Source organism: Nocardia vulneris, from assembly GCF_001613425.1.
Lineage (GTDB): Bacteria > Actinomycetota > Actinomycetes > Mycobacteriales > Mycobacteriaceae > Nocardia > Nocardia vulneris.
The window spans coordinates 253,985-278,108 of the sequence record NZ_BDCI01000035.1 but is presented as its reverse complement, the minus strand read 5'-3'; the positions used below and the strand labels follow the sequence as shown (position 1 = coordinate 278,108).

The window sequence follows — 24,124 nt, the reverse complement described above, 5'->3', positions numbered from 1 at the left end:
AGGAACGAGTCGATGGAGATCACGGTTCGACAGGCAGTCCGACAGGATCGCGACGCGGTCATCGAGGCGTTCACCCTCGCCAGCCCCGACGAGGAGGTGACCGCCTGGGTGCTCGCGGGCCATGCGTTCGAACAGTTCAGCGGGCAGTACGTGCCCGGACTGATCGACCGCGCACTGGCCGACGACGAAATCTGGCTCGCGGGCTCGGGCTCGCAGATCTGGGCGGTCTCGATCTGGCAGCACGTGGAATCCGCGGCTCGGCTCGAACACGATGCGGTCGAGGCGCGGGAACTGGCCGCGACCGCACCGGACATCCGTCCGCTGCAACGCGCGGCGTACGTCTCCGACCTGCTGGCCCGCACCCACCCCCGCGAATTCCCGCACCGATACCTGCAGGTGATCGTCACCGTGCCGGAGCATCGCGGCAAAGGCGCGGGCGGCGCGATCCTCGGGGGCCAGACCAAAGCGGCGTCCTCGGCCGGTGTCCCCGCCTACCTCGAAGCCAGCACGGAACGTTCCGCCCGGCTCTACGCCCGTAACGGGTTCGCCCGCACCAACATCGACCACGACCTGCCCGAAGGTGGGCCGACGCTGCGTCCGATGTGGTTCCGGGGATAGTCACGGGGGCGCGGGGGTGTGTGCGGCTCTGGTGGCGCTCGGGGTGGGGTGTGAGGTGGTGGTGAGGAGTGGGGGTTTCGGGCGGGTGCCGTGTTGAGTGCGCGACCGGGGAGGGCGGTGGCGGTGCCGGGGGCGTGGCGTTGCGTGCGGTTCTGGGTGGTGCTCGGGGTCGGATGCGAGGTGGTGATGAATGCCGGTATCGGGCGGGTGCTGTGTCGAGGTGCGTCGAGATCACCAGGAAATGGTGGCGGCTGTTCGGACGATGTCGACACTTGCCCGGTGGTCGGGTGCCGGGTGTGGTGTGCGGTGGCGGACAGTCGGTGGTGGGTGGGTGCCGGGCGTGTGGATGGCGCGCGAGCGGCGACGGGGTGGGCGGGTACGTCGTGGGTGTGCGCATGGTGCCGGGTGCCTGGGTGCCGGCTGTGAGGGTGCCTGGGCGCTGCTGGGTATCGGGGTGCCGGGTGTGGGCTGGCGGTGTCCGGTGTGCGGAGCGGTGTCGGTGTGCGGGTAGCGATGTGGGGTGCCGGGATGCTGTGCTGGGTGCTGGGTGCTGGGTGCTGGGTGCTGGCGGTGTCGGTGTGCGGGGTGTGGGGTGGTGGCCGGTGCGGGTGGTGGCGTCTGGGTGGTCAGACGGTGGGGGTGAGGGAGTGGGTTCGAGACGGGGGCTTGGCGGATAAGCTCGCCGGGTGACCGACTCGAACCTGCTGCAAGGCCCTATCCATGAGGTACACGTCGAACTCGGGGCGACGTTCGCTCCGTTCGGCGGGTGGGAAATGCCCGTCTCCTATGCGGGGACGGTCGCCGAACATCAGTCGGTCCGCACCACGGTCGGCCTGTTCGACGTGAGCCACCTCGGCAAGGCGACGGTGCGCGGTGCGGGCGCGGCGGATTTCGTGAACTCGGCGCTCACCAACGACCTCGGCCGCATCCGGCCGGGTAAGGCGCAGTACACGCTGTGCTGCACGCCCGAAGGCGGCGTGATCGACGACCTGATCGCCTACTACGTCAGTGACGACGAGATCTTCCTCGTGCCCAATGCCGCCAACACCGCAGCGGTGGTCGCGGAACTGCAGAAGGTGGCGCCCGAAGGCATCACGGTGACCGACGAGCACCGCGAATACGGCGTGTTCGCGGTGCAGGGCCCGCGGTCCACCGACGTGCTGAGCGCGCTCGGCCTGCCCACCGACATGGAGTACATGGCCTACGCCGACGCCGAATGGGACGGCCGTCCGGTCCGCGTGTGCCGCACCGGCTACACCGGTGAACACGGCTACGAACTGCTGCCCCGCTGGGCCGACGCCGAACCGCTGTTCCGCGCGCTCGTCGAGCAGGTGCGCGCCGCCGACGGTCAGGCCGCCGGTCTCGGCGCCCGCGACACCCTGCGCACCGAAATGGGTTACCCGTTGCACGGGCACGAACTCTCCCTCGAGATCTCGCCGGTGCAGGCCCGCACGGGCTGGGCGGTCGGCTGGAAGAAGCCGGAATTCTGGGGCAAAGCCGCACTGGAACAGGAGAAGTCGGCGGGCCCGCGCCGCACCCTGCTCGGCCTCAAAGCCCTCGACCGCGGTGTCCTGCGGCAGGGGCAGACGGTGTTGCGCGACGGCGAGCCGGTCGGCGAAACAACCTCCGGCACCTTCTCGCCGACCCTCAAGATCGGCATCGCCCTCGCCCTGCTCGACACCGAAGCGGGCCTCGAACCCGGCACCGAGGTCGAGGTAGATGTCCGCGGCCGCGCGCTGCGCTGCGAGGTAGTGCGCCCGCCGTTCGTGGAGACCAACACGAAGTAAGACCCGGGTCAAGGTGTGCGGCCGCGGATTCCCTGCAGCCGCACACCTTTTCGCGTTTTCGGTGAGGTGCGCCGGGCCACGATTACCGACACGTGGGCAGAACACCCTCCCGCCGCCGGTGGTGCCGTCTGCGGTAATCACGCCATCCGCAGCAGATCGCTGTCTGCGGTGGCTGGCGCCGTCGGCACAGGTCGTCCCAAGGGGGGCGCGCATTCCCGCACCCTTTCTAGGTTGAGGTGCGGTGTGTCGTGCGGCAAGTCGGGGTGCGTCTCCCTAGAAAGGGTGCGGATGTCGGCCTTGGGTGGCGGCGATCAACGGGCGGCAGAACGAAACCCGGTATTCGGCGTGGCGTTGGCTGTCGTCGTGCCGTCTGCGGTTGCCCGCGCTGTCCGTGGTGGTTCGCGTCGTCCGCGATGACTCGCATCGTCTCGGCGATGACGCAGGCCCCGACGAGAGCGTGCACTTCCGCACCCTTTTTGGGTTGAGGCGCGGAGTGTCGTGCGGCAAGTCGGGGTGCGTCTCCCTAGAAAGGGTGCGGATGTCGGCCTGTGCCGGCGCCGGGCGGGCGACGCTTATCGGCGTGTCGCGCGGCATGGCGCGGCGGCGTCGGCGGTGCGCAGGGTGCGAACTGAGCGGTGTGGTTTCCTGGGGCGATTTGGGGCGCACGGTGCAAAGTGGTGCGTGGGAGGTTGCGGTGGCGGGAACTTTTACGGTCACAGGGGTGATCGGCCGCGAACCCGTGAACCGACCCGGATAGGATCACCGGCATGACCGTTGCTGCACAGTTTGCCCGTGTTCCGCATCCCGCGCCCGCCCCGGCGCAGCGGCGACAAGAGGTACTGGCGGCGCCCGGGTTCGGGCGGTTCTTCACCGACCACATGGTCTCGATCGACTACGTCGACGGCGAATGGATCAATGCGCGCGTCGAGCCGTACGGTCCGCTCTCGCTCGACCCGGCCACCATGGTCTTCCATTACGGCCAGGCCATTTTCGAAGGGTTGAAGGCGTACCGGCAGAACGACGACAGCGTCTCCTGCTTCCGCATCGACGCGAACGCCGCCCGATTCCGCAGGTCCGCCCGCCGGATGGCGATGGCCGAGCTGCCCGAAGAACTGTTCATCGAATCCGTGCGTCAGCTGCTCGAAGTCGACCGCGACTGGGTGCCCGCCGCGGGCGGCGAAGATTCGCTGTACCTGCGTCCGTTCATGTTCTCCACCGAGGCCAGCCTGGGCGTGAAGCCCGCGTCCGGCTACAAGTATCTGCTGATGGCGTCCCCGGCCGGCGCGTACTTCCCGCGCGGCGTGAAGCCGGTGCGGGTGTGGCTGTCCACCGAGTACGTGCGCGCCGCGCCCGGCGGCACCGGCGAGGCGAAGGTCGCGGGTAACTACGCGGCGTCGCTGCTCGCGCAGGCGGAGGCGACGGAGAAGGGCTGCGATCAGGTCGTCTGGCTGGACGCGTGCGAGCGCCGCTACGTCGAGGAAATGGGTACCAACAACCTGTTCTTCGTCTTCGGCTCCGGCTCCGAGGCGCGCCTGGTCACTCCGGAATTGTCCGGCTCGCTGCTGCCCGGCATCACCCGCGACTCGTTGCTCACCCTGGCCGCCGACTCCGGTTTTCCGGTGGAGGAGCGCAAGGTCTCGGTCGAGGAGTGGCGTAAGGGCGCCGAATCCGGTGCCATCACTGAGACTTTCGCGTGCGGCACCGCCGCGGTGATCACCCCGGTCGGCTGGGTCCGCTCCGGTGACGGGGAGTTCACCATCGGCGGCGGCGAGCCCGGCGAGGTCACCATGGCGTTGCGCGACACCCTCACCGGTATCCAGCGCGGCACCTTCGCCGACATCCACGGGTGGATGCGCGGAATGTAGTCCTGGTGGAGGCTTCCTTGCGGAGGCCTCCACCCCACGGTCTGTCAGCCCGGCATGAGCATGTGCCACTGTTCCAGGGTCTGCGGGCGCAGGACATAGTTGTTGTCCCGGACAGTGGACAGCGGAGCGAACGGGTCCTGCGAATACCAGTGCCCCGGATAGACGACCGGATCACCGGATAAACCGGCCAAATAGCGCAGGCTGCGGAACATCTCGTCGGAATCCCCGCCGGGGAAGTCGGTGCGGCCGCAACCGTCCACGAACAACGTGTCACCCGCGATGAGCCGGCCGTCGAAAAGGAAGCATTGGCTGCCGGGAGTGTGGCCCGGCGTGTGCAGCAGTTCGATCTCGAAGGCGCCGACGCTGACCTTGTCGCCGTGCTCATGGCCGGTCAGCTCACCGGGCGCGATGCCGGTGACGTTGGCCACCCAGGACAACTCGTTCGCGTTGACATGTACTGGGACGCTTGTCTTTTCGAGCAGCTCGCGCACACCGCCCAGGGTGAACCCGAGCATCGTGCCGCCCACGTGGTCCGGGTGGTGGTGGGTGGCGAGCACTCCGGTCACGCGTAGTCCGTCGCCCTCGGCGATATCGACCAGATCGGCCGCCGCGTACGCCGGATCGACGACCACCGCCTCCCCGCTCTCCCGATCGCCGATCAAATACGCGAAATTGCGCATCTGTGTCGCAATCGGATCGCCGACGGCGTAGTCCCTCCCCGACAACAGCTGGCGAAAATACAGGCGCTCAGAAGACATACAGCACACCTTATTGCCCGACCCAGACGCTTCGCGCGCCGCAGCCGTAAATACCCGGCGACCGTCTCCCGCCACCTGGACATTCGCGTACCCAAGTCCGGACCAAGATCAAGAGGGTGGGGTGCGGTGTTCTGTTGGTGTCCTGTTGTGGACAGCGTTTAGGCGGGCACGGATGCTGTTGCGAGGGCGCCAGATCTCGCTTGGTGGTTACGGCGTCGACAGCGACGGGCCCGGTGTGCGACGACAGGAATACGCGAGGGCGGTGATGTGTAGCGACGCAGGCCGTAGTTCCCCAACTTGCCGCCTGCGGCTCGCGGCCCGGCGGCCTCGTGCCTCTGCGCCCGGTGGCTCTGCCCCCGCGCCCCGCGCCTCGCGGGTCCAGGGGCCTCTTCTTCCGCTCTGCGCCCTTGCACTTGGTGGTCCTGTCCGCGCCTCGCGGTTCCCGTGCCCGGTGGTCCTGCTCTTCCAATCTGCGTCCCTGCGCTCGGTGGTCCTGCCCTCGCGGCTCGCGGCTCGCGGCTCGTGCCCGTGCCCTGGCCCTGCAGTTCGCCCTGTGGCGCGCGCCCCTGCGACGCGCGGTTCGCGGCCCGCCGTTGGCAGCCCCGTGTAGCTCGCGGCGTCCGGGCCAGTTCCTCCGCGAAGCCCTGGCCGTGCCTCAGCCACCGAGCCCGCCAAAAGGCTTCGGTAACAAAGGCTCCGTGAAGAAGGTCTCCGCCATCACGGCAGCAAGTTCACCCCGGCAGACCGGGCGAAGCCAAAGCTCGCCGCCGAACGCCTGTCTCGCAGCCGGGGACCAGTTCGGCGTATCGGGCCTCACCGCGTATCTGCGGCGCGCAACGCAGTGAGTAGGCGTCTTGCGTTCGATTCCACGGCCAGAACGGGCACAGCAGCCGTGTCGTGGAATGCGTTGTCGGCGTGGGTGATCTGGGTCAGGGGTGGAGGGAGACGATGGCGGCGGTGAGGGCGACGGTGAGTTCGACTGTGGCTCCGAGGGTGTCGCCGGAGAGGCCGGCGAAGCGACGGACCGTGTGGCGGACCAGGAGGACGGTTGCGGCGAGGGCGATCAGGACGGCGAGGGGGCCCAGCCAGCGGTGGTCGGGAGTGGCGAAGGGCGCTGCCGCCAACGCGGCGACGGACCACGCGGCGACGGTGAGTGGACGCTGCGTGCCCGCGACCAGCGCGCCGAAACCGGTGTCCGGCGCAGCCTCGATACCCTTGCGACAGGCGAGAACTACGGCGACCCGACCGACCGCGACCGCGAGCACGACGGCCGACCAGCGCTCGGCCTCGGCCAGGGCGGCAAACGAAAACGCCTGCACACCAATGGAAAACACGAGGGCGGCAACGCCGAAAGGTCCGGCCCCACCGCTTTTCATGATCTGCCGCGCTCGCTCGGGCGAGCCGTAACTGCCGAGTCCGTCCATTGTGTCCGCGAGCCCGTCGAGATGCATGCCGCGCGTGATCAACGCCAGCGCCCCGACCACCACCAACCCCGCCAGCCCCGAACCGGCGCCCACCCGATCCAATACCCACAGCAGCCCCGCCACGCCAGCCCCCAGCAGCACACCGACCAACGGGGCCAACGCAATTGCCCGCCCCGCCACCACTCGATCCACCGTCTCCGGCCCGCGCACCGGCAACACGGTCAACCAGGAAACCGCCAACCGCATCCCCTTCATCCGCGCACCCGCCGGGCTGTCGGCGCCGCACTCGTCGGCGTTCGGGTCGCGGCCGAGGGGCGGTGGGTCACTTGCGGAGGTTCGGGGTGTCGGCGGGGACGGAAAGGGCGGTGTTGTCGGCGGTTTCGGTGTCGGCGGTGCTGACGCCTGCCTCGGCGAAGGTGGACATGTCGGCGAGTGCGGCGACGGCGGCACGGAGCAGGGGGAGCGCGGTGAGAGCGCCGGAACCTTCGCCGAGGCGCATGCCGAAATCGAGGAGGGGCTCGAGGCGGAGACGTTGCAGGGCGAGTTGATGGGCGGGTTCGGTGGAACGGTGACCCGCCAGCCACCAGGCCGCCGAGCCCGCCGCCAGATCTTCTGCGACCAATGCCGCGGCCGTCACGACTACGCCGTCGAGCAGCACGGGTGTCCGGCGCGCGGCGGCTTGGGCGAGGAACGCGGCCATCGCGGCGAAGTCGGCGCCGGCGGCGACGCGGAGCAGTTCGACCGGGTCTTTGACCACGGGACGGGCTCGGCGCATGGCATCCCGGATCGCCGCGACCTTCCGTGCCCAGCCCGCGTCGTCGACCCCGGTGCCGCGGCCGACCGCGGCGACCGGCTCGGTGTCGGTGAGGGTGGCGATCAGCACGGTGGCGGGGGTGGTGTTGCCGATGCCCATATCGCCCGCGATGAGCAGGTCGGCGCCCGCGTCGATCTCCTCGTCGGCGATCGCTTTGCCTGCCGCGAGGGCGGCGCGCACCTCGTCTTCGGTCAGGGCGTCCTCGCGGTCGATCGCGCCGCTGGACCGGCGCACCTTGTGCTTGGTGACCACCGGGTCAGTGTCGGCGTCGACGGAAATATCGGCGACCCGGACGGTGGCGTTCGCGACGGCGGCGAGCGCGTTCACCGCCGCACCTCCGGCGAGGAAGTTCGCGACCATCTGTGCCGTGACCTCGCTCGGATATGCCGAAACCCCGTGCCGCGCAACGCCGTGATCGCCCGCGAACACCACGACCCTGGCGCGCTCGAACTGCTTCGGCGGGCACACGCCCTGACAGGCTGCGACCCAGTTGCCCAGTTCCTCCAACCGGCCCAGCGCTCCACCGGGTTTGGTCAGCTGTGCCTGCCGCTGCTCGGCCGCCGCCCGAACCTGTGCGTCGGGCGGTGTCACCGCCCCGAATCCGTCTGTCACTATCCACCCTTCCGGTCGGAGCGGCCCAGACCACCGCACTCTCCCGCCCAATCTTGCCCGCTCCCCACCCACCCCACCGCACCCACCCACATCCCCAGTACTGGACGGATGATCACCAGGTAATTGTGGCGGGGGCCTCTCGGGCGATGCCGCCACCATTACCTGGTGATCAGTCGACCAGGTCAGAGACTGACGCTGACGGGCCCAGCGTCGGCGCGTCCGTACGCGCGGGTGACGTCTGCCCTCGGTGCTATTTGAGGCGGAGGGGGAGGCCGGCTACGACGAGGAAGGCTTCGTCGCAGGTGTGGGCGAGGCGCTGGTTGAGGGTGCCGATTTCGTCGCGGAACAGGCGGCCGGAGCGGGTGGCGGGGACTATGCCCATGCCGACCTCGGGGGTGACGATGATGAGCCGGCGCGGGTATGCGGCAACGGCGGCGACCAATGCGTCGGTGTCGGGGGTGACGGTGCCGCGAGGAGATGCCCAGGCGTCGCGGGCGTCGATGCGGGCGGTGAGCCAGGTGCCGATGTCGTCGACGAGGGTCGCGCCGTCGAAGGCGGGACCGCGCAGAACCGTTGCCGGGTCGGCACTTTCGACCACCGTCCAGCAGGCGGGCCGACGGTCGCGATGCTTGGCGATCCGCTCGGCGAAATCGAGATCGGCCGGATCGGGCACCGAGGTCGCCAGATACCGCACCGCACCACCCGCAGCGAGTTCCTCGGCATAAGCCGACTTACCCGACCGCGCCCCACCCAACACGAGGGTCCGAAGCGGCTCCACGGCCGAAACACTGTGCGACACGCCCGCACGCTACCAACTGCTCCAGCAGCGCGGTGCGGACTGCCCGGTAGTGCCGTGTGATGGCCTCAGCGGTCTCGGGCCGACTATCCCGAGCAGTGCCGTGCTGATCGCGAGAGCACGGCACGGAGTGTCCTGGCAGTGTGACTGAGCAGTCCCGCGCCGATCGCGAGCGCCGACTGCCGCAGCGCTACCGCCATCCCATCTGCCCCGATTCACCTGGACTTGCGGTCGCTGACCCGCCGCGCCCCGAGCCGGAAACCTCAGGCGGGTGTTTCGACAACTTCGGGGAGGGCGCCGAAGCGGCGGCGGTATTCGGTGGGGGCGATGCCGACCAGGCGTTGGAAGTGGTGGCGTAGGAGGGCGCCGGAGCCGAAGCCGGCCCGGGCGGCGATCTGTTCGAGGCCGAGGTCGGTTTCCTCGAGGAGTTGTTTGGTGAGCAGGATGCGTTGGTTGGTCAGCCATTTCACCGGGGTGGTGCCGGTTTCGGCGGCGAATCGGCGGGCGAAGGTGCGGGTGGACATGGTGGAGCGGGCGGCCAGGTCCTCGATGGTGTGGGCGAGGTCGAGGTGGTCGTTCATCCATTCCAGGGTGGGGATGAGGCTGTCGGAGGTGCAGGTGGCGACGGGGCGTTCGATGAATTGGCGCTGCCCGCCGTCGCGTTGCGGCGGCACCACCATGCGGCGGGCGATCGCGTTGGCGACGGCGCTGCCGAGTTCGCGGCGCACCAGGTGCAGGCAGGCGTCGATGCCGGCGGCGGTGCCCGCGCTGGTGATCAGATTGCCTTCGTCGACGAAGAGTACGTCGGGGTCGACGGTCGCGTCGGGGTACAGGGCGGCGAGTTCGTCGACGTAACCCCAGTGCGTGGTGCATTTTCGTCCGTTGAGCAGGCCTGCGGCACCGGCCAGGAACGCGCCGGAGCAGACGGTCAGGACGGTCGCGCCCGCGGCGGCCGCGTCCCGGACGGCGTCGACGACGCGGGGGTCGAAGTCCTTCTTCGCGGAGGCGGCGGGGATGGCGACGAGGTCGGCGTCCGCGAGTTCTTCGAGACCGTATTCGGGGGTGAGGGTGATGCCGGGCGAGGTGGAGCGCAGCGTTTTACCCGGTTCGGCGCCGCACACCCGGAAGTCGAAGGTGGGCAGCCCGTAGGAGCTGCGGTCGAGCCCGAAAACCTCGCAGAGGACCCCGAACTCGAACATGGCCATGCGATCGGACAGCACCACGGCGACCTTGGACAGCATGCACCAAGGATACTGGCTGAATCTTTGCGAAGTGTGTCAGTACCGCCACTTTCGGCGGTAACTCAATGGGCGCAAAATTACTGCCATGGTTACTTTCTTCCTCACCCTGGCAGTCATCGTCGCGTTCGCCGCCTTCGTTCGGACCTTCGCCAGCCCGGTCGGATCGACCAACGTCACCGATCGCGACGCCCAGCGCATGCATGCCGAACTGACGGCCATGCTCGGCCGCACCGCCAACCACTGATCCCCATGTGTCCGCCCCGAGCGGCCCGGTTCGTGCCCACGAACCGGGCCGCACTCATGTTCGGGGGGCGACCCGCTAAACCGCGGTACCGGGGGAAACCTGTGGCTTCGGGGCCCGCATCTTGCGGATCTGGGAAGCACGGACGAACGCGTACCAGCCGAGTTTGAATCCGGTGTCGGTGGTGTCGGGGAAACGCTCCCGGACCCGGTTGTTGACGATCCGGCCGAGCATGAAGCCCTCGGCGATCATGAAGAACATCATGACCAGCATCGCCAGCGTGACGATGGTCTGCAGCGCGGGCGCCACGAACATCGACAGGATCAGCACCAGCGCCATCGGCATGAACAGGCCGACCAGGTTGCGCCGGGCGTCGACGAGATCGCGGACGAACCCGCGCACCGGCCCTTGATCGCGCGGCAGCAGGTACTTGTCCTCGCCGGCGAGCATGCGGTTGCGCCGGTCGGCGACCGCGGCCTTGCGTTCGGCGGCGGCCGCTTTGCGCTCCTCTTTGGTGCCGCGGGTGGCCTTGCGCCGGGCGCGGGCCTCCTTCGCGGTCAGGGGTGCAGGAGCTACCGGACCGCGGCGCTTGCCTTGTGCGTCACGGCGTTTCGGAGTGGGACGGCCCTTGCCCGCAGTGGTGGTAACCGCTGTTCGGGTGGAGCCCGCGGTCGAGTTGCCGTCCGCGGTCGCCGTCTCATCGGCGGCCGCGTCGGTGCTGCTGGACTCGCCGCGACGGAACAATTTCACACCGACCAGGCTATTCGATGGAATACGCGGCGGGAAATGCGGTCCGATTCGCGCAGGTGCGTGGGGGCACGGAGGTGACGTGTTCCTCCGCGCACGATGGTGGCAAGATGGGGAATAGCAGCCCGCCGAGTGGTGTTGACCGACACGACCCGTGCGCTGTTCACGGGTCGACGACAGGTTCCTCGAGGAGAGTTCATGACTGTGCAGAACGAGACCGCCACCGAAACCCACGGTGTGGTGCTGACCGACGCTGCCGCCAGCAAGGCGAAGGCGCTGCTGGACCAGGAGGGTCGCGACGACCTGGCGCTGCGGATCGCCGTGCAGCCGGGTGGTTGTGCCGGCCTGCGGTACCAGCTCTTCTTCGACGACCGCTCGCTCGACGGTGACCTGACCGTCGATTTCGACGGCGTCAAGCTGGCTGTCGACCGGATGAGCGCCCCGTACGTGCAGGGTGCGTCCATCGACTTCGTCGACACCATCGAGAAGCAGGGCTTCACGATCGACAACCCGAACGCCACCGGCTCCTGCGCCTGCGGCGATTCCTTCAACTGAGACCACGCGTCGTCCGCGGGTCCACCGCGTAACAGCCCACCCCACGTGAGAACTCACGTGGGGTTGCGTGTTTCCGGCCCGCGTCGTTTCAGACCACGTCAGGGCCGAACCATCGCTTGCCGCCGTAGATCTCGCGGCACAGATATGCCCCGATCGGGGTATCGGAGCGGCGGCGCGGGATTGGTACGGTGATGCAGGGGAAGTTGTTTTCCCGGTCTTCACCGCCTGTCGCCTACCGTTGAAGGGCTCAGCCTCGTGTCCATCGCCGTTTCCGCGTCCATTGCCACCGACCACCTCATGCGTTTTCCCGGACGGTTCGCCGACGCACTGCTGGCCGATCAGCTCGACCACGTGTCGCTGAGCTTCCTCGTCGACGATCTGCAGATCCGCCGCGGTGGTGTCGCGGGCAACATCGTGTACGCGATGGGCCTGCTCAACCGTAAGCCGCTGCTCGTCGGTGCCGTGGGCGCCGACTTCGCCGAATACCGGCAGTGGCTGGAATCGCACGGCGTCGACTGCTCCGGCGTGCTGATCTCCGAGAAGGCGCACACCGCGCGGTTCGTCTGCACCACCGATGACGACATGGCCCAGATCGCGTCGTTCTACCCGGGCGCGATGAGCGAGGCCCGCGACATCTCGATCGGCGATCTCGCCCAGAAGCACGCGCTGGACTTGGTGCTGGTCGGCGCCAACGATCCCGAGGCGATGCTGAAGCACACCGCCGAATGCCGCGCGCTGGGCATCCCGTTCGCCGCGGACCCGTCCCAGCAGCTGGCCCGCCTCGACGGCGACCAGGCCGTGCAGCTGATCGACGGCGCCGCATACCTTTTCACCAACAAGTACGAGTGGGCGCTGCTGTTGCAGAAGACCGGGCTCACCGAGGCCGAGGTCGCGCAGAAGGTCGGCGTCCGGGTGACCACGCTCAGCGAGCACGGCGTGCAGATCGTCGATCGGGACGGTACCGAGCTCACCGTCGGCGTGGTCCCGGAAACCACCAAGGTCGAGCCGACCGGCGTCGGTGACGCGTTCCGCGCCGGTTTCCTCACCGGCCACACCGCGGGCCTCAGTCTGGAACGTTCCGCTCAGCTCGGTTCCCTGATCGCCGTGCTCGTCCTGGAGACCATGGGCACCCAGGAGTGGACCCTGAACAAGGAAACCGCCCTGGACCGCCTCGCCGAGGCCTACGGCGCCGACGCCGCCGCGGAAATCAAGCCCCTGCTCTGAGCGTATCCGCGCAACCCTGTTGCGCCGCATACGAAGTCGTACGCGGCTGACGTCGGCAAAGCAGCGATGGGCTCGTTGAATGCCGGCTGATGCGCGGTACCGAGTACGTGATGTGGCGCACGTGCACTGACGAGCGCCACCTGCGTCGCACGGATGCGCCGACTCCGGCCGGCCCGAGCGCGGTAGGCCGCGCCGTGAGTGACACTCCCGCGCACGTTTTGTCGGGCTGCGCGCGTGTTCGCTGACGGACACGCGCGCGGCGGGCGAATTGGGGCGCGGGAGCTGCGTCGGTCGCGCTGTTCGCGCCGTTGTCGGGCTGCGCTGAACGACGAAGTGCCCCTCGGTGGAGGGGCACTTCGCGTGTCGGCTACAGGGAGACCGGGTAGACCGGCTCTTGGATGTCGGGCTTGATGCGGTCTTCGACGAAGATGCCGTGCCAGACCATGAAGACGAGCAGGGTCCAGAGGCGGCGGCTGTGGTCGACGCCGCCGGCCCGGTGCGCGACGAGCATGTCGCTGATCGCGGCCTTGTTCAGCAGGTGGTCGGTGTGCGATTCGAGGATCTGCTGCTGGGCCCAGTCGTAGAGTTCGGTGCCACGCAACCAATGCCGCAGCGGCACCGGGAAACCGAGCTTGGCACGGTGCAGCACATGCGGCGGGACGATGCCCTCGAGCGCCTGGCGCAGCGCGTATTTCGTGGTTTCCTTGGTGATCTTCTGCTCGAACGGCAGCCCCTCGGCGACCCGCAGCACCTCGGAATCCAGGAACGGCACCCGCAATTCGAGCGAGTTGGCCATGGTCATCTTGTCGGCCTTGACCAGGATGTCGCCGCGCAACCAGGTGAAAAGGTCCAGATGTTGCATGCGCGCCACCGGATCCCAGCCGCGCGACTGCGCGTAGATCGGCGCGGTGACGTCCTGATGCGTCCATTCGGGCCGGAATTCGCGTAGCACGGAACGCAATTGGGCGTCGTTGAAGCTGCGCGCGTTGCCGTAGTAGCGCTGCTCCAGGGTGAGCGAACCGCGGTGCAGCAGGCTCTTGCCCCTGGTGCCGTCCGGGATGCGGTCGGACAGCTTGCCCGCCAGCCGGCGCAGCGCGCCGGGCAGGTACTCGAACGGCTTGAGCGACAACGGCTCCCGGTAGATCGTGTACCCGCCGAACAGCTCGTCGGCGCCCTCGCCGGAGAGCACGACCTTGACGTGCTTGCGCGCCTCCTTGGCCACGAAGTACAGCGGCACCAGCGCCGGGTCGGCCACCGGATCGTCGAGGTACCAGACGATTTCGGGGATGGCGGCGGCGAATTCGCTGGGGGAGACCACCTTCACGATGTGCCGGGCGCCGATCGCCTCGGCGCTCTCCGCGGCCACATCCACCTCGGAGTAGCCCTCGCGCTCGAATCCGGTGGTGAAGGTGATCAGCTTCGGGTTGTGCCGCATGGCCAGCGCCGCGACGGCGGTGGAGTCGATGCCGCCGGACAGGAAGGAACCGACGGTGACGTCGGCGCGCATGTGCTTGGCGACCGAGTCCTCGAGCGCTTCGGCGATCTCGCGGTAGCGCGCGGCCGCCGCGCCTTCGGCGAAGGGGCGCACGGTGAACTGCGGGTGGAAGTACCGGGTGATCCGCGGCGCGGCCCCGGGACGCACGGTCGCGTAACTGCCGGATTCGAGCCGCCGGATGTCCTGGTGCAGGGTCTCGGCCTCGGGCACGTATTGCAGCACCGTGTAGTGCTCCAGCGCGCGCGGGTCCAGCGCGTCGGTCAGCTGCAGCGGGGCCAGCAGCTCGAGCAGGCTCTTCTTCTCGCTGCCGAACGCGGTCCCGCCGGGACCGGTGGCCAGGAACAAGGGCTTGATGCCGAACGGGTCGCGGGCCAGGAACAGCGCGTTGGTCTCGGTGTCCCAGATCGCGAACGCGAACATGCCGCGCAGCTTGCGCACCGCCTCCGGGCCCCAGTAGTGGAATGCCGCGACGACGGCCTCACCGTCGCCCTCGGTGCGGAAGATCGAATCCTCGGCGTACTCCGCGCCGTGCGCCTCGGCCAGCTCCTTGCGCAGCTCGATGTAGTTGTAGATCTCGCCGTTGAAGGTCAGCGCGTAGCGTTCCCGGTTCTCCGGCGGACCCCAGCGCAGCGGCTGGTGCGAGTGCTCGATATCGATGATCGACAGGCGGTTGAACCCGAAGATCATGTGGTCGTCGTGCCAGGTGCCGCGCTCGTCGGGACCGCGGTGCCGGACGCAGTGCAGGGCGTCGTACACCTGCTCGACCACGCCAGGTGCTGCTTCGTCAGATGTCAGAAACCCGAGCAGTCCACACACGGCGTCGGCAACCTCGTTTCTCGTGCAGGGGCGCGGCCCGGACGGGGCGCCCGAATGTCTTGCGGGGGCGGCGCGCAGTGTCTGCCGCGAGCGGTCGTGCCGGGACGTGCCGGGGCCTGCCCTCGCGGTGAGCACAGCGGCCGAAATGTTGTGTCCGAGTATGCCGCACGCCGTCCCTCCGCGCGTCGTGCGCACCCTGTCCAGGGCTTTTGCCGGGGTGCGCGGGGACGGACGGGCAGGTGAGCGCGACCGGTACCCTGGCCCGCGCGCGATCGGCGGAGTGTCGAATGCGACCCGACGACAAACGGGGCGCTCGTTTGGTCTACGCTGCGTAGTACTCAGGCCATTCTCAGGCGGCGCACGCGCTCGACCGGGGAGGCCTGACATGTGCTTAGAACGTATCGCCGGGGCGGTCGCAGCCCCGGCGGTGCAAATGTCGGAATGTGTGGCGACCAGGAAGGCGTGAGCGTGGCGCACAAGGCGAGCGAAGAGATCGGGGCACGACCCTCGCGGGGCCGGATCCTTCGGCGGGCCGGGCTGGCGGTGTCCCTCGGGATCACCGCGCTGCTCGTCTCGGGCTGCTCGATCGACAATGTTTGGCTGCGGTTCGGCTGGCCCTCGGGTGTCACGCCGCAGGCCACCCGGATGCGGGAACTGTGGACCTGGTCGATCATCGCCGCCCTGGTGATGGGTGTGATCGTGTGGGGACTGACGTTCTGGACCGTCGTCTTCCACCGCAAGAAGCCCGACTCCCCGGAGTTCCCGCGGCAGACCGGTTACAACGTGCCGCTGGAGCTGACCTACACGGCCGTGCCGTTCGTCATCATCGCGGTGCTGTTCTACTTCACCGTGGTCGTGCAGAACTACGTGCACGAGAAGGTCGCCGACCCGGATGTCACCGTCGACGTGACCGCCTTCCAGTGGAACTGGAAGTTCGGCTACCGCGACGTGAGCTTCAAGGACGGCTACCGCTTCGAGGGCATCGATACCACGCGTGAGGCCGCGAACCAGGAGCAGCTCGAGGAGTACAAGGAGCGGACCAAGGACGGTCACCCGCAGCCGGGCCCGGTGCACGGCAAGCCGGAGAACGACATCCTGTCCTACCTGCACTACGACAAGGTCGAGACCTACGGCTCCAGCACCGAGGTCCCGGTGCTCGTGCTGCCGACCAACAAGATCATCGAGTTCCAGCTGGCCGCCGCCGACGTGGTGCACGCGTTCTGGGTGCCCGAGTTCCTGTTCAAGCGCGACGTGATGCCGAACCCGAAGGAAAACCACTCGGACAACGTCTTCCAGATCACCAAGATCGAGAAGGAAGGCGCGTTCGTCGGCCGCTGCGCCGAGATGTGCGGCACCTTCCACTCGATGATGAACTTCGAGGTCCGCGCGGTCTCGCCGGAGAAGTTCACCAAGTACCTGGATGCGCGCCGGGCGGGCAAGACCAACGCCGAAGCGTTGGAGTCCATCGGTGAATCGCCGGTCGCCACGTCGACCCGGCCGTTCAACACCGAGCGCACGACCAAGACCGCGGCCGAGGCAAAGTAAGGGACTGATCTGACATGAAGATCGAAGCGCGCATATTCGAGTTGCTGACGCTGTTCTTCGCGATCACCGCGGTGATCTACGGCTACTTCACCGGCCAGTCCCGTACCGGTGTGGAGTGGGCGGGCACCACCGCGATCGTGTTGACCGCGGGCCTGTCGCTGATCATCGGCACCTACTTCCGTTTCGTCGCGCGTCGCCTCGACCTGCGTCCGGAAGACTACGAGGATGCCGAGATCGTGGACGGCGCAGGCGATCTGGGCTTCTTCTCGCCCGGTAGCTTCTGGCCCATCCTGCTCGCCGGCGCGGGCTCCATCACCGCCCTCGGCCTGGCCTTCTTCCAGTTCTGGCTGATCGGCCTCGGCGTGGTCTGCGTCCTCGCCGCCGCCGCGGGTCTGGTGTTCGAGTACTACCTGGGCCCCGAAAAGCACTGAGCCCGTTCGACGAAAGCCCCCTCGGTTCGCCGAGGGGGCTTTCGCCGTTTCCGGTGCGCGCTTTATTTTGGGCGCGTGGACATCATCGGCGTGATCGTCACGTTCGCGAAAACCGGACAGGTCGGGGCGCTGCGGTTGGGTCTGCGCGGAGACGAGCTGGTGGCGGCGCTGCGCGAAGTGGGTGTGCCGTTCCGGGCCTCCGACGATTTCGCGGACTTTCTGCAGCGAGAGGAAAGTGTCGAGGTGCACATTGAAGACGGTGAGTTGCGCATGCTGGGGTTGGACCACACCGGTTGGCGTGAACCGGAATTCCGGCTGCCCGCGCGAATGAACACCCCGGGCGGGATCGGGGCCGGGTCCGTGCAGGGCACCGTTGGCGTAGATGTGGTCGGGTTGCCGATGGACCGGACATTGGCGTTGCTCGACGAGCACGACTGCCCATGGCATCAATATCCACCCCTCACCTTCGACACCCAGACCACCATCGAGACCTCGTGCGGGGTGCAGTTGACCTTCGCACTGGGCGAAACCCCAGGCGAATATCTGCTGCACTGCATGTACGCGTCGATGCGGGACGCGGGACCGCAGCTGGACAATTGATCACCAGGTAATGGTGGTGGAGGTCTCTCGGCCGATGCCGCAACCATTACCTGGTGATCAGCTGACCAGGAGTGGTACTCGTCGAGAGATGCTCAGGTGGGGCTTCTTTCGGGTGGATCGTGGTCGACGGATTGGTGCTGAGGGCGGCCGCCATATCGGGGAATCGCGACGACGCTTGATTTCGGTAACGCCCGCCCCGTCTCCGCGAAACGTCGTCGAGCACGGTGTCTTTCTCACCACAGCCTCGGCGGCCAGGCGCCACCTTGTGGCCCGCCGCGACGTAGCCCTCACCGTCGGCCATCAAGGTCGAAACCCGCGCTCAGGACGCCGTCATAATGCTGGGCAGGTGGCTCTTGAAGTCCAATACTCCCGCCTATGTCAGGCGCAGCGCCATCCGTGTTCGAGGGTGTGTCGCGTAGGCGGCCCCGCCTATGTGCCCGAGAAAACAGCAGGCGGCTCCTACCGCTCCGGCACGATCCCGTCGACTTCGGTGATCGTGCGCATGCCGCGCATCGACAGCACTTCGGGCGGCTGTGGTTGGCTGGCGACGTGCGGGTCGACGCGCAGGGCGGTCAACCGCCGAGCCGACTGCACCATGCGTTGGGGTTGGGGGTGTTCGACTCGTGGTGTGCGCGTGGGCAGTGGACGAACGTCGACATGACGAGCTCCTCGCCTGCCCAGACGTGCCATGTGGGCACTGTCGTCGGTGGCGGTGTAGGCCAGTCGCGTGGGGTGTTGATCGCCGCGGTCAGCCAGTGGTCGCTGCTCCAGCTGACCACCGCGCCGACCACCACCGTGGGATCGCCGAGCGAAGCAGACGTTGCGCGGTGTCGAGTTCGTGACCAGCGTCCGCACCACACGCTGTCGAATTCCGCGATCAGCAGTGTCCCAGTTCGCGATCGGAGCGACGTGCGATGTCGGCCTAGGCGGCGAGGGTCGATGCGCGTTGGCCGTTGAGGTTGTGTGTAAGGGGTCAGATGCCGAAGGCGTGCATCAGGCGGGCGGTGGAGCGGGGGGCGACGCCGGCGAGGGCGTAGAGGGTGCGGGTGAAGCGGGGCTCTACGCGCGGGGCTCTGGTGCGGATGGCGGTTTCGATGCGGTGGGCCGCCTGCTCGGGGTCATCGAGTTGTCCTGGGGTGTAGTGGACGGTGGTGACTTGGATGCCCTGCGGGGAGAGTTCGGCGTCGGCGCAGTCGCCGAACGTGGTCCAGGCCGCTTGGGCGCTGGCGTAGGACGCGAAATTCGGTGCGGCACCGATATCGGGGCTCCACGGTCCGACATTGAGGACATGTCCGGAGCCGGAACGCAGCATCGCCGGAAGCAGGCCCAAGGTGAGGCGGAGCGGGCCGAAATAGTTCGCGGCCATCATCTGCTGATAGTCGCGGAAGCGGTGCAGCGACTGGGTGACCGGGCGCCGCACGGGTCGTCCCGCGTTGTTGATCAGCACGTCGACGGTGCCGAATTCGCTGAGCACCCAGGTGACGAGCTGGTCGACGTCGCCGAGTGCCGCGATATCGCAGCGACACCAGTGCGCCTCCCCGCCGTCGCCGCGGATCTCCTCGCAGGCAGCGATCAACTGGTCCCCGCGCCGAGCCACCAGAAGTAGTTGCGCCCCTTGGGCGGCCAGTAGCTGCGCGGTGGCGCGGCCGATATCGGAACACGCGTCGGTGACCAGAACCCGGCGTCCCGCCAGCGATTCCGGCGGATGGGCACGCTTGCGATCGATGAATCGGACCGGGGCAGTACGGAATTCGGGCATCGGCACAGCAACCTTCACATGCGAACGACTGAACACACGCACGGCACCCCGCCGACAGTGCCGAAGCCGCCCGCCCCCGCAACCTCCCGGCGACATATGCGACCGGTCACAGTATAAGGTTGCCAGCCGTTTGATGGACTTGATCGAGCGAATGCTTCCCCCGCCCCGCCCCGCCCCGCCCCGCCCCGCCCCGCCCCGCCCCGCCCCAGCCCAGCCCAGCCCAGCCCGGCCCCGCCAGTCCAGTCCACAGATCTCCCGCACCGAGCCTCGGTGCACCGCACGGTATGTCGCTGTGTGAGGTGTCGACCACCTCTGTGGGTGGCTACCCGACCGGTAGTCCGCTCGAGCGGGCGCATCTGGCGGACCCAGCACCTGGGTGAGTGCTGGTGAGCAGGATGGGTTGCGGCCGAGGCCGAGGACAGACCTCCCGCACCGAGCCTCGGTGCGCCGCACGGTATGTCGCTGTGTGAGGCGTCGGCCAGCTCTGTGGGTGGCTACCCGACCGGTAGTCCGCTCGAGCGGGCGCATCTGGCGGACCCAGCACCTGGGTGAGTGCTGGTGAGCAGGATGGGTTGCGGCCGAGGCCGAGGATCGGTGTGGGCGCGCCCCGGCTGCGGGTGAGGTGTCGGTCGTTGTGCGGGCAGCTCGCTCAGAAGAGTGCGGCTGCGCAGACACTTCGTACTGAGTCTCGGCGCGTCGCATAGGAACTCGCGGTGGGGGCCTTCGTCGGCCATCCCGGACCGAGTCCTCGGTACAAGATCAGGGGGAATTGGTGGCGGCATCGCGCGAGAGCACACCGCCACCAATTCCCCCTGATCTTGGTTTGCCCCTCGCTTTCGTGTGCAGTCGAGGGCCGGCTCATCGCGGCAGGCCGGTGTGCGGCCGGACGGAAGCTGCTGGTCAGCACGTCGGCCGCTGTCGTATGGGTGCCGGAGCCGCAGCGCCGGACCACGGGGCGTTGTTGCCGTCGGCAGCGAATTCGTGTGGGAGACCAAGGGCCCGCCGCATTGGAACGCCTGGCCACGGGCGTGTACCTTGCCGTGCGCACCGGCGCCTGACTTCACAGCTCTCCCGCACCGAGCTTCGGCGTGCCACACGGCGAGTCGCTATCTGAGGTGTCGACAACCTCTGTGGGAGTGCAGATCCGGCCCGTCGGCTGTTCGGTCGGGTGTGTCTGGCGCGCCTCACCGGGGTTAGTGCGGGTGTGGGAGAACTTGGGTGCGGCCGAGGGCAAGGGTGGCCGCCTTGGCTGCGGGCGGGTCTTGCCGCGCGCACGGTTCACCGGAGCCCGCCTTCACAGACCTCCCGTACCGGCCCGCGGCGCGCCGCACGGCGAGTCGCTGTGTGAGGTGTCGACCACCTCTGTGGGGGCGCATCTGGCGTGCTTCACAGACCTTCCACGTCCAACCCCGGCGCGCCGCGCGGCAAGTCGCTGCGCGCGGTGTCGACCACCTCAGAGAGGCGGGCGCATCTGGTGTGCTCGCAGCACTCCCGTGCCGGGTTCGGCGTGGTGCGCGTCGATGGTGTCCTGGTTTTCGTGGACAGGTTCTCGGCGGGGTGGGCGGAGCCATTGGTTGGTTCCGCCCGTGGCGGGTCTACTCCGGGGACTCGTAGCGTAGGGCGTTTTCGGAGCGGCAGATTTCGTCTATGCCGGAGACGATGTCGCGGAGGAGTTCGGAGGGGAGGGCGGCGGGGCGCAGGCGGCTGGTGAAGGTGATGAGGCCGTGGTCTTCGGGGGAGAGGCCGCGGGTGGCGGCTTCGGAGCGCAGGTAGCGGGAGCGGACGCCGTAGGTCATCGCGGAGATGACGGTGAAGCAGCCGGTGCGCTCGCGGTGTCCGGCGAACAGATCGTGCAGGCGGTAGAACACCGACGTGTAGCTCGATAGCGGCGCGAAAACGCCCACCCGGTAGGCGGGACCACGCTCGGACGAACTGAGCGCCGTATCGGCGAGATATTCGGCGTCGCGCAGGGTCTGCACCTTCGGGGCGAAGAGCACCGCGCCCGCGGCCGCGTTGCGCAGCGGCATGCCCGCGGGACCGCTCGCGGCGGAAGCGATGACGCCCAAGGACTTTCGGGCCCGCGAACCGACCTCGCGACGCGCCCGCACCGAACGGGTCGGCGTGGTGGGATGCAGGGTGGACCACTGCCCGAATCGCACCGTGCCCAACTGCAGCTGACCGACGCCACCCGGGCGGGTCACCTTCAGCGGCGCGGTGTCGACCCAGCGGCCCACCTGCAACGCCGCGTTGCCGGGCCGGGTGATCTCGGCGTAGGCGTGTTCCACGAAGGAGTCGAAGTCGAGGAAACGGTCCGCGTTGGTGGTGAGCCAGGTGCGGTCCTTGTCGATGTCGATCACGTCGAGGGTGAGCGCGGTGATGATGCCCGCGCGCCCGCCCGCACCGAGGATGCGATGGAACCGTTCGGTGTGGTGGGTGCGCCCGCAGGTGCCGATCCGCCCGTCGTTGTCGACGTACTCCAGATCGACGACCTGGTCGATGAACATGCCGTACTTGTGCGAGGCCGCGCTCACCCCGCCGACGGACGCGAAACCGCCGGCGGTGATGTCGCGGTGGTCGCCGACGATCGGCAGGCCGAGCCCGTGCGCGCCGAGCCGCCGATCGATATCGGACAGCTTGGCGCCTGCCTGCACGCGCACGGTCCGCCGGCCGAGGTTGATGTCGAGCACCTGGTTCATCCGGCGCAGCGACACCACGGTCGGCTGGGCGGGCAGTGCCAGTCCGTCGTCCAGTTGCTCCCCGCCGCGCACGGTCAGCCGTTCCGCGCGGCCGCGTGAATCCCGAACCGTGCGAACGACATCCGCGGTATCGCGGGGTAGATACTCCTCGGCGGAGACAAACTGCGGCGTGCTCATGGCACGAAAGCTACTACAGCGCGGCCGCCGCCGCTCGTCCGATCTCGGGTGCTATCCGGTGGTTGGTGCGAGTTGCTTGCTGAACAGTACCGATCCCGTCGCGTCGCACAAATTGACCGTCAGCTCCCTTGACTTGCCGTCGATCAGGACCTCGCCGAAATGTTGGTACTCGTCGAGCGGGGAACTGTTCTGCACCGGCGGCGCGTGCACGAAAACGGCCTCCGGCCCGAAGGTTCCGTCCAGCGGGTTGGGGCCGAACGCGCCGGCGTTGAGCGGTCCGGAGACGAACTCCCAGAACTCGTCGAAGTCGGTGAACGCCGCGCGCTCGGGGGCGTAGTGGTGCGCGGCGGTGTAGTGCACGTCGGCGGTCAGCCACACCACGTCGGTCACCTTGTTCGCCTTGATCGCCGAGAGCACCTGGGCGATCTCGGTTTCGCGGCCCGACGGGGCGCCCGGATCGCCGTTGGCGGGGCCTTCGAACGCGGTGGTGTTCGGTTGTTCACCGTCCTTGACGACGAGGCCGAGCGGGAGATCGTTCGCCACGATCTTCCAGACCGCCGTCGAGTCGCGCAGGCCCTCGATCAACCACTTCGTCTGAGCCGCACCGAAAATGCGGCCCTCGGGGCCGTTGTTCGCGTCGTTGGTGTCCTTGTAGGTGCGCATGTCGAGCACGAAGACGTCCAGCAGCGGACCGTAGGAGATCTTGCGGTAGAGGCGGCCGTCCACGGCTTCCTTGGGCTCCACCGGCATCCACTCGTGGAACGCCTGCCAGGCCCGGGTCGCCAGGGTGTCCATGCTGCGCTCGTTGTAGTTCTTGGCCGCCGGGACGAGGCCGCCCGGATACCAGTTGTTGACGGTCTCGTGGTCGTCCCACTGCACCACCTGCGCGACCGAGGAGTTGAAACGCAGGTAGTTCTGGTCGGTCAGGTTGTAGGCGTAGTTGCCACGGAACTGCTGCAACGTCTGGGCGGGGGCGCTCTTCGCCTCGGACACCGTGTTGCGCCAGATTCGCCCGTCGGGCAGCGTGACCGACTCCTTGACCGGATTGTCCGCGTAGATGGAGTCGCCGGAGTGGATGAACAGGTGCGGGTCGCGGGCGGCCATCGCGGAGAAGATCTTCATGCCGCCGAGATCCGGGTTGATGCCGTACCCCTGGCCGACCACGTCACCGGACCACTGCAACCGGATGTCCGACTCGCCGGTCGGCACCGTGCGGAACACACCGGTGACGGGTTCGGAGACGGCGCCGCTCTCGTTCTCCAGCGTCACCCGGTAGTGCACCTGCCGGCCCGCGGGCAAACCGTTGACGCGCACCCGGCCGGTGCCGTCACTGTCCGGGGTGAGCAGGGGACCGGCGAACCTCTTTGCGTTGCTGAACGATTCGGTGGAGGCGGTCTCCACGATCAGCTTCGCGGGCTGGTCGGAGCGGGCCCAGATCAGCGCACCGTCGGTGCGCGGGTCACCCACCGCGACCCCGTGGGTCAGCACCGGCCGCTGCCGCACCAGGCCGGGCCCGTCGTTGGCGGCGCACGCGGCCAACGACGGGGCGGCCACCAGACCGAGCGCGGAGGTGCGCAACAGGGTGCGCCGGGAGAAACCGAAGGTCGAACCAGTCATGGGAGCACCCTGTCCCAGCTATCCCAACGCAATATGAACTCCGGGGTAACGAGTCGGCGCGAGCAAACTGGTGGCGAGTGGCGCACCCGCCACTCCCTCTCGACCATCAAGCGAAATCCCTCCCAGCCACCGACCCGACCCCCGACTGTAGAGGTGGGATCGCCACAGCCGCACCCTTTCTCGGGATCCGCACGCGTTCTGGACGGCCGCGAAGAGTGCGAATCCCGAGAAAGGGTGCGGGGAACGCAACGGGAACGCAGCGAGGAACGCAACAGGAACCGCAGCGGGGAACGCAACAGGAACCGC

Annotated in this window: 20 protein-coding genes; 9 read left to right on the top strand and 11 right to left on the bottom strand. The window is 68.2% G+C overall.

The genetic code is table 11. From position 1 onward, the window contains the following. Positions 1-12: 12 nt before the first annotated feature. From NVU01S_RS31035 to NVU01S_RS31025, 3 genes are all read left to right on the top strand, one after another. Positions 13-618 carry a GNAT family N-acetyltransferase gene (locus NVU01S_RS31035; protein WP_043676161.1) on the top strand — a complete coding sequence of 202 codons (606 nt, stop codon included), beginning with the start codon at positions 13-15 and terminating at the stop codon, positions 616-618. 686 nt (positions 619-1,304) lie between these two features. Beyond that, positions 1,305-2,405: a glycine cleavage system aminomethyltransferase GcvT gene (gene gcvT, locus NVU01S_RS31030; RefSeq protein ID WP_043676157.1), complete on the top strand. Its 1,101-nt coding sequence runs from the start codon at positions 1,305-1,307 to the stop codon at positions 2,403-2,405. A gap of 767 nt (positions 2,406-3,172) precedes the next feature. Continuing rightward, entirely contained in the window at positions 3,173-4,270 is a 1,098-nt protein-coding gene (locus NVU01S_RS31025; protein WP_043676154.1) for a branched-chain amino acid aminotransferase, read from the top strand. A 44-nt stretch (positions 4,271-4,314) separates the two neighbouring features. Here the strand turns inward: NVU01S_RS31025 and NVU01S_RS31020 are convergent, their stop codons facing one another. The 5 genes from NVU01S_RS31020 to NVU01S_RS31000 form a co-directional block, all read right to left on the bottom strand. Then, positions 4,315-5,028 carry an MBL fold metallo-hydrolase gene (locus tag NVU01S_RS31020; protein ID WP_043676151.1) on the bottom strand — a complete coding sequence of 238 codons (714 nt, stop codon included), beginning with the start codon at positions 5,026-5,028 and terminating at the stop codon, positions 4,315-4,317. A gap of 929 nt (positions 5,029-5,957) precedes the next feature. Beyond that, positions 5,958-6,707 carry an adenosylcobinamide-GDP ribazoletransferase gene (locus NVU01S_RS31015; protein WP_043676148.1) on the bottom strand — a complete coding sequence of 250 codons (750 nt, stop codon included), beginning with the start codon at positions 6,705-6,707 and terminating at the stop codon, positions 5,958-5,960. A 67-nt stretch (positions 6,708-6,774) separates the two neighbouring features. After that, positions 6,775-7,878 carry a nicotinate-nucleotide--dimethylbenzimidazole phosphoribosyltransferase gene (gene cobT / locus NVU01S_RS31010; protein WP_043676145.1) on the bottom strand — a complete coding sequence of 368 codons (1,104 nt, stop codon included), beginning with the start codon at positions 7,876-7,878 and terminating at the stop codon, positions 6,775-6,777. Between the two features lie 250 nt (positions 7,879-8,128). Then, positions 8,129-8,656 (bottom strand): bifunctional adenosylcobinamide kinase/adenosylcobinamide-phosphate guanylyltransferase, encoded by a 528-nt coding sequence (locus NVU01S_RS31005; protein WP_052280961.1) that lies wholly within the window; start codon positions 8,654-8,656, stop codon positions 8,129-8,131. 281 nt (positions 8,657-8,937) lie between these two features. Next, on the bottom strand, positions 8,938-9,915 hold the full coding sequence (locus tag NVU01S_RS31000; protein ID WP_043676139.1) for a helix-turn-helix domain-containing protein: 978 nt from the start codon (positions 9,913-9,915) through the stop codon (positions 8,938-8,940). Between the two features lie 85 nt (positions 9,916-10,000). Between NVU01S_RS31000 and NVU01S_RS43670 the strand changes: the two genes are divergently transcribed. After that, a complete protein-coding gene (locus NVU01S_RS43670; RefSeq protein WP_156161754.1) occupies positions 10,001-10,159 on the top strand; it encodes a hypothetical protein in 159 nt (52 codons plus the stop codon). Positions 10,160-10,234: 75 nt separating this feature from the next. On the opposite strand, the gene NVU01S_RS30995 is transcribed toward NVU01S_RS43670, so the two are convergent. Continuing rightward, positions 10,235-10,906 carry a DUF3043 domain-containing protein gene (locus tag NVU01S_RS30995; protein ID WP_043676136.1) on the bottom strand — a complete coding sequence of 224 codons (672 nt, stop codon included), beginning with the start codon at positions 10,904-10,906 and terminating at the stop codon, positions 10,235-10,237. 195 nt (positions 10,907-11,101) lie between these two features. Here NVU01S_RS30995 and NVU01S_RS30990 point away from each other — a divergent pair, with 195 nt between their 5' ends. Beyond that, positions 11,102-11,458, top strand: coding sequence for a HesB/IscA family protein (locus NVU01S_RS30990; protein ID WP_014983091.1), 357 nt, complete (start codon positions 11,102-11,104; stop codon positions 11,456-11,458). Between the two features lie 255 nt (positions 11,459-11,713). Continuing rightward, a complete protein-coding gene (locus NVU01S_RS30985; protein WP_043676135.1) occupies positions 11,714-12,682 on the top strand; it encodes a carbohydrate kinase family protein in 969 nt (322 codons plus the stop codon). Between the two features lie 367 nt (positions 12,683-13,049). Here the strand turns inward: NVU01S_RS30985 and asnB are convergent, their stop codons facing one another. Then, the gene (asnB, locus tag NVU01S_RS30980) at positions 13,050-14,993 is read right to left on the bottom strand and encodes an asparagine synthase (glutamine-hydrolyzing) (RefSeq protein ID WP_043676133.1); all 1,944 of its coding nucleotides are present in this window, start codon (positions 14,991-14,993) and stop codon (positions 13,050-13,052) included. A 468-nt stretch (positions 14,994-15,461) separates the two neighbouring features. Between asnB and ctaC the strand changes: the two genes are divergently transcribed. From ctaC to NVU01S_RS30965, 3 genes are all read left to right on the top strand, one after another. Further along, complete coding sequence (gene ctaC, locus NVU01S_RS30975; RefSeq protein ID WP_052280965.1) at positions 15,462-16,538, top strand: aa3-type cytochrome oxidase subunit II; 1,077 nt, start codon at positions 15,462-15,464, stop codon at positions 16,536-16,538. 14 nt (positions 16,539-16,552) lie between these two features. After that, positions 16,553-16,969 (top strand): cytochrome c oxidase subunit 4, encoded by a 417-nt coding sequence (locus NVU01S_RS30970; RefSeq protein ID WP_014983095.1) that lies wholly within the window; start codon positions 16,553-16,555, stop codon positions 16,967-16,969. A gap of 75 nt (positions 16,970-17,044) precedes the next feature. Continuing rightward, positions 17,045-17,569 carry a hypothetical protein gene (locus NVU01S_RS30965; protein ID WP_043676131.1) on the top strand — a complete coding sequence of 175 codons (525 nt, stop codon included), beginning with the start codon at positions 17,045-17,047 and terminating at the stop codon, positions 17,567-17,569. 459 nt (positions 17,570-18,028) lie between these two features. Here the strand turns inward: NVU01S_RS30965 and NVU01S_RS43665 are convergent, their stop codons facing one another. The 4 genes from NVU01S_RS43665 to NVU01S_RS30950 form a co-directional block, all read right to left on the bottom strand. Next, positions 18,029-18,166 carry a hypothetical protein gene (locus tag NVU01S_RS43665; protein ID WP_156161753.1) on the bottom strand — a complete coding sequence of 46 codons (138 nt, stop codon included), beginning with the start codon at positions 18,164-18,166 and terminating at the stop codon, positions 18,029-18,031. Positions 18,167-18,542: 376 nt separating this feature from the next. Continuing rightward, complete coding sequence (locus NVU01S_RS30960) at positions 18,543-19,328, bottom strand: SDR family NAD(P)-dependent oxidoreductase (RefSeq protein WP_052280960.1); 786 nt, start codon at positions 19,326-19,328, stop codon at positions 18,543-18,545. A 1,595-nt stretch (positions 19,329-20,923) separates the two neighbouring features. Next, positions 20,924-22,201 carry an FAD-binding oxidoreductase gene (locus tag NVU01S_RS30955; protein WP_042255738.1) on the bottom strand — a complete coding sequence of 426 codons (1,278 nt, stop codon included), beginning with the start codon at positions 22,199-22,201 and terminating at the stop codon, positions 20,924-20,926. A gap of 51 nt (positions 22,202-22,252) precedes the next feature. Beyond that, a complete protein-coding gene (locus NVU01S_RS30950) occupies positions 22,253-23,818 on the bottom strand; it encodes an alkaline phosphatase D family protein (protein WP_043683408.1) in 1,566 nt (521 codons plus the stop codon). Positions 23,819-24,124 lie beyond the last annotated feature (306 nt).

What these genes read in the sequence shown, in the direction of transcription:
- NVU01S_RS31035 (WP_043676161.1), top strand. Translation starts at nt 13, where the DNA reads ATGGAGATCACGGTTCGACAGGCAGTCCGACAGGATCGCGACGCGGTC.
- NVU01S_RS31025 (WP_043676154.1), top strand. Translation starts at nt 3,173, where the DNA reads ATGACCGTTGCTGCACAGTTTGCCCGTGTTCCGCATCCCGCGCCCGCC.
- NVU01S_RS31020 (WP_043676151.1), bottom strand. Translation starts at nt 5,028, where the DNA reads ATGTCTTCTGAGCGCCTGTATTTTCGCCAGCTGTTGTCGGGGAGGGAC.
- NVU01S_RS31015 (WP_043676148.1), bottom strand. Translation starts at nt 6,707, where the DNA reads ATGAAGGGGATGCGGTTGGCGGTTTCCTGGTTGACCGTGTTGCCGGTG.
- NVU01S_RS31000 (WP_043676139.1), bottom strand. Translation starts at nt 9,915, where the DNA reads ATGCTGTCCAAGGTCGCCGTGGTGCTGTCCGATCGCATGGCCATGTTC.
- NVU01S_RS43670 (WP_156161754.1), top strand. Translation starts at nt 10,001, where the DNA reads ATGGTTACTTTCTTCCTCACCCTGGCAGTCATCGTCGCGTTCGCCGCC.
- NVU01S_RS30990 (WP_014983091.1), top strand. Translation starts at nt 11,102, where the DNA reads ATGACTGTGCAGAACGAGACCGCCACCGAAACCCACGGTGTGGTGCTG.
- NVU01S_RS30970 (WP_014983095.1), top strand. Translation starts at nt 16,553, where the DNA reads ATGAAGATCGAAGCGCGCATATTCGAGTTGCTGACGCTGTTCTTCGCG.
- NVU01S_RS43665 (WP_156161753.1), bottom strand. Translation starts at nt 18,166, where the DNA reads ATGGTGCAGTCGGCTCGGCGGTTGACCGCCCTGCGCGTCGACCCGCAC.
- NVU01S_RS30960 (WP_052280960.1), bottom strand. Translation starts at nt 19,328, where the DNA reads ATGCCCGAATTCCGTACTGCCCCGGTCCGATTCATCGATCGCAAGCGT.
- NVU01S_RS30955 (WP_042255738.1), bottom strand. Translation starts at nt 22,201, where the DNA reads ATGAGCACGCCGCAGTTTGTCTCCGCCGAGGAGTATCTACCCCGCGAT.
- NVU01S_RS30950 (WP_043683408.1), bottom strand. Translation starts at nt 23,818, where the DNA reads ATGACTGGTTCGACCTTCGGTTTCTCCCGGCGCACCCTGTTGCGCACC.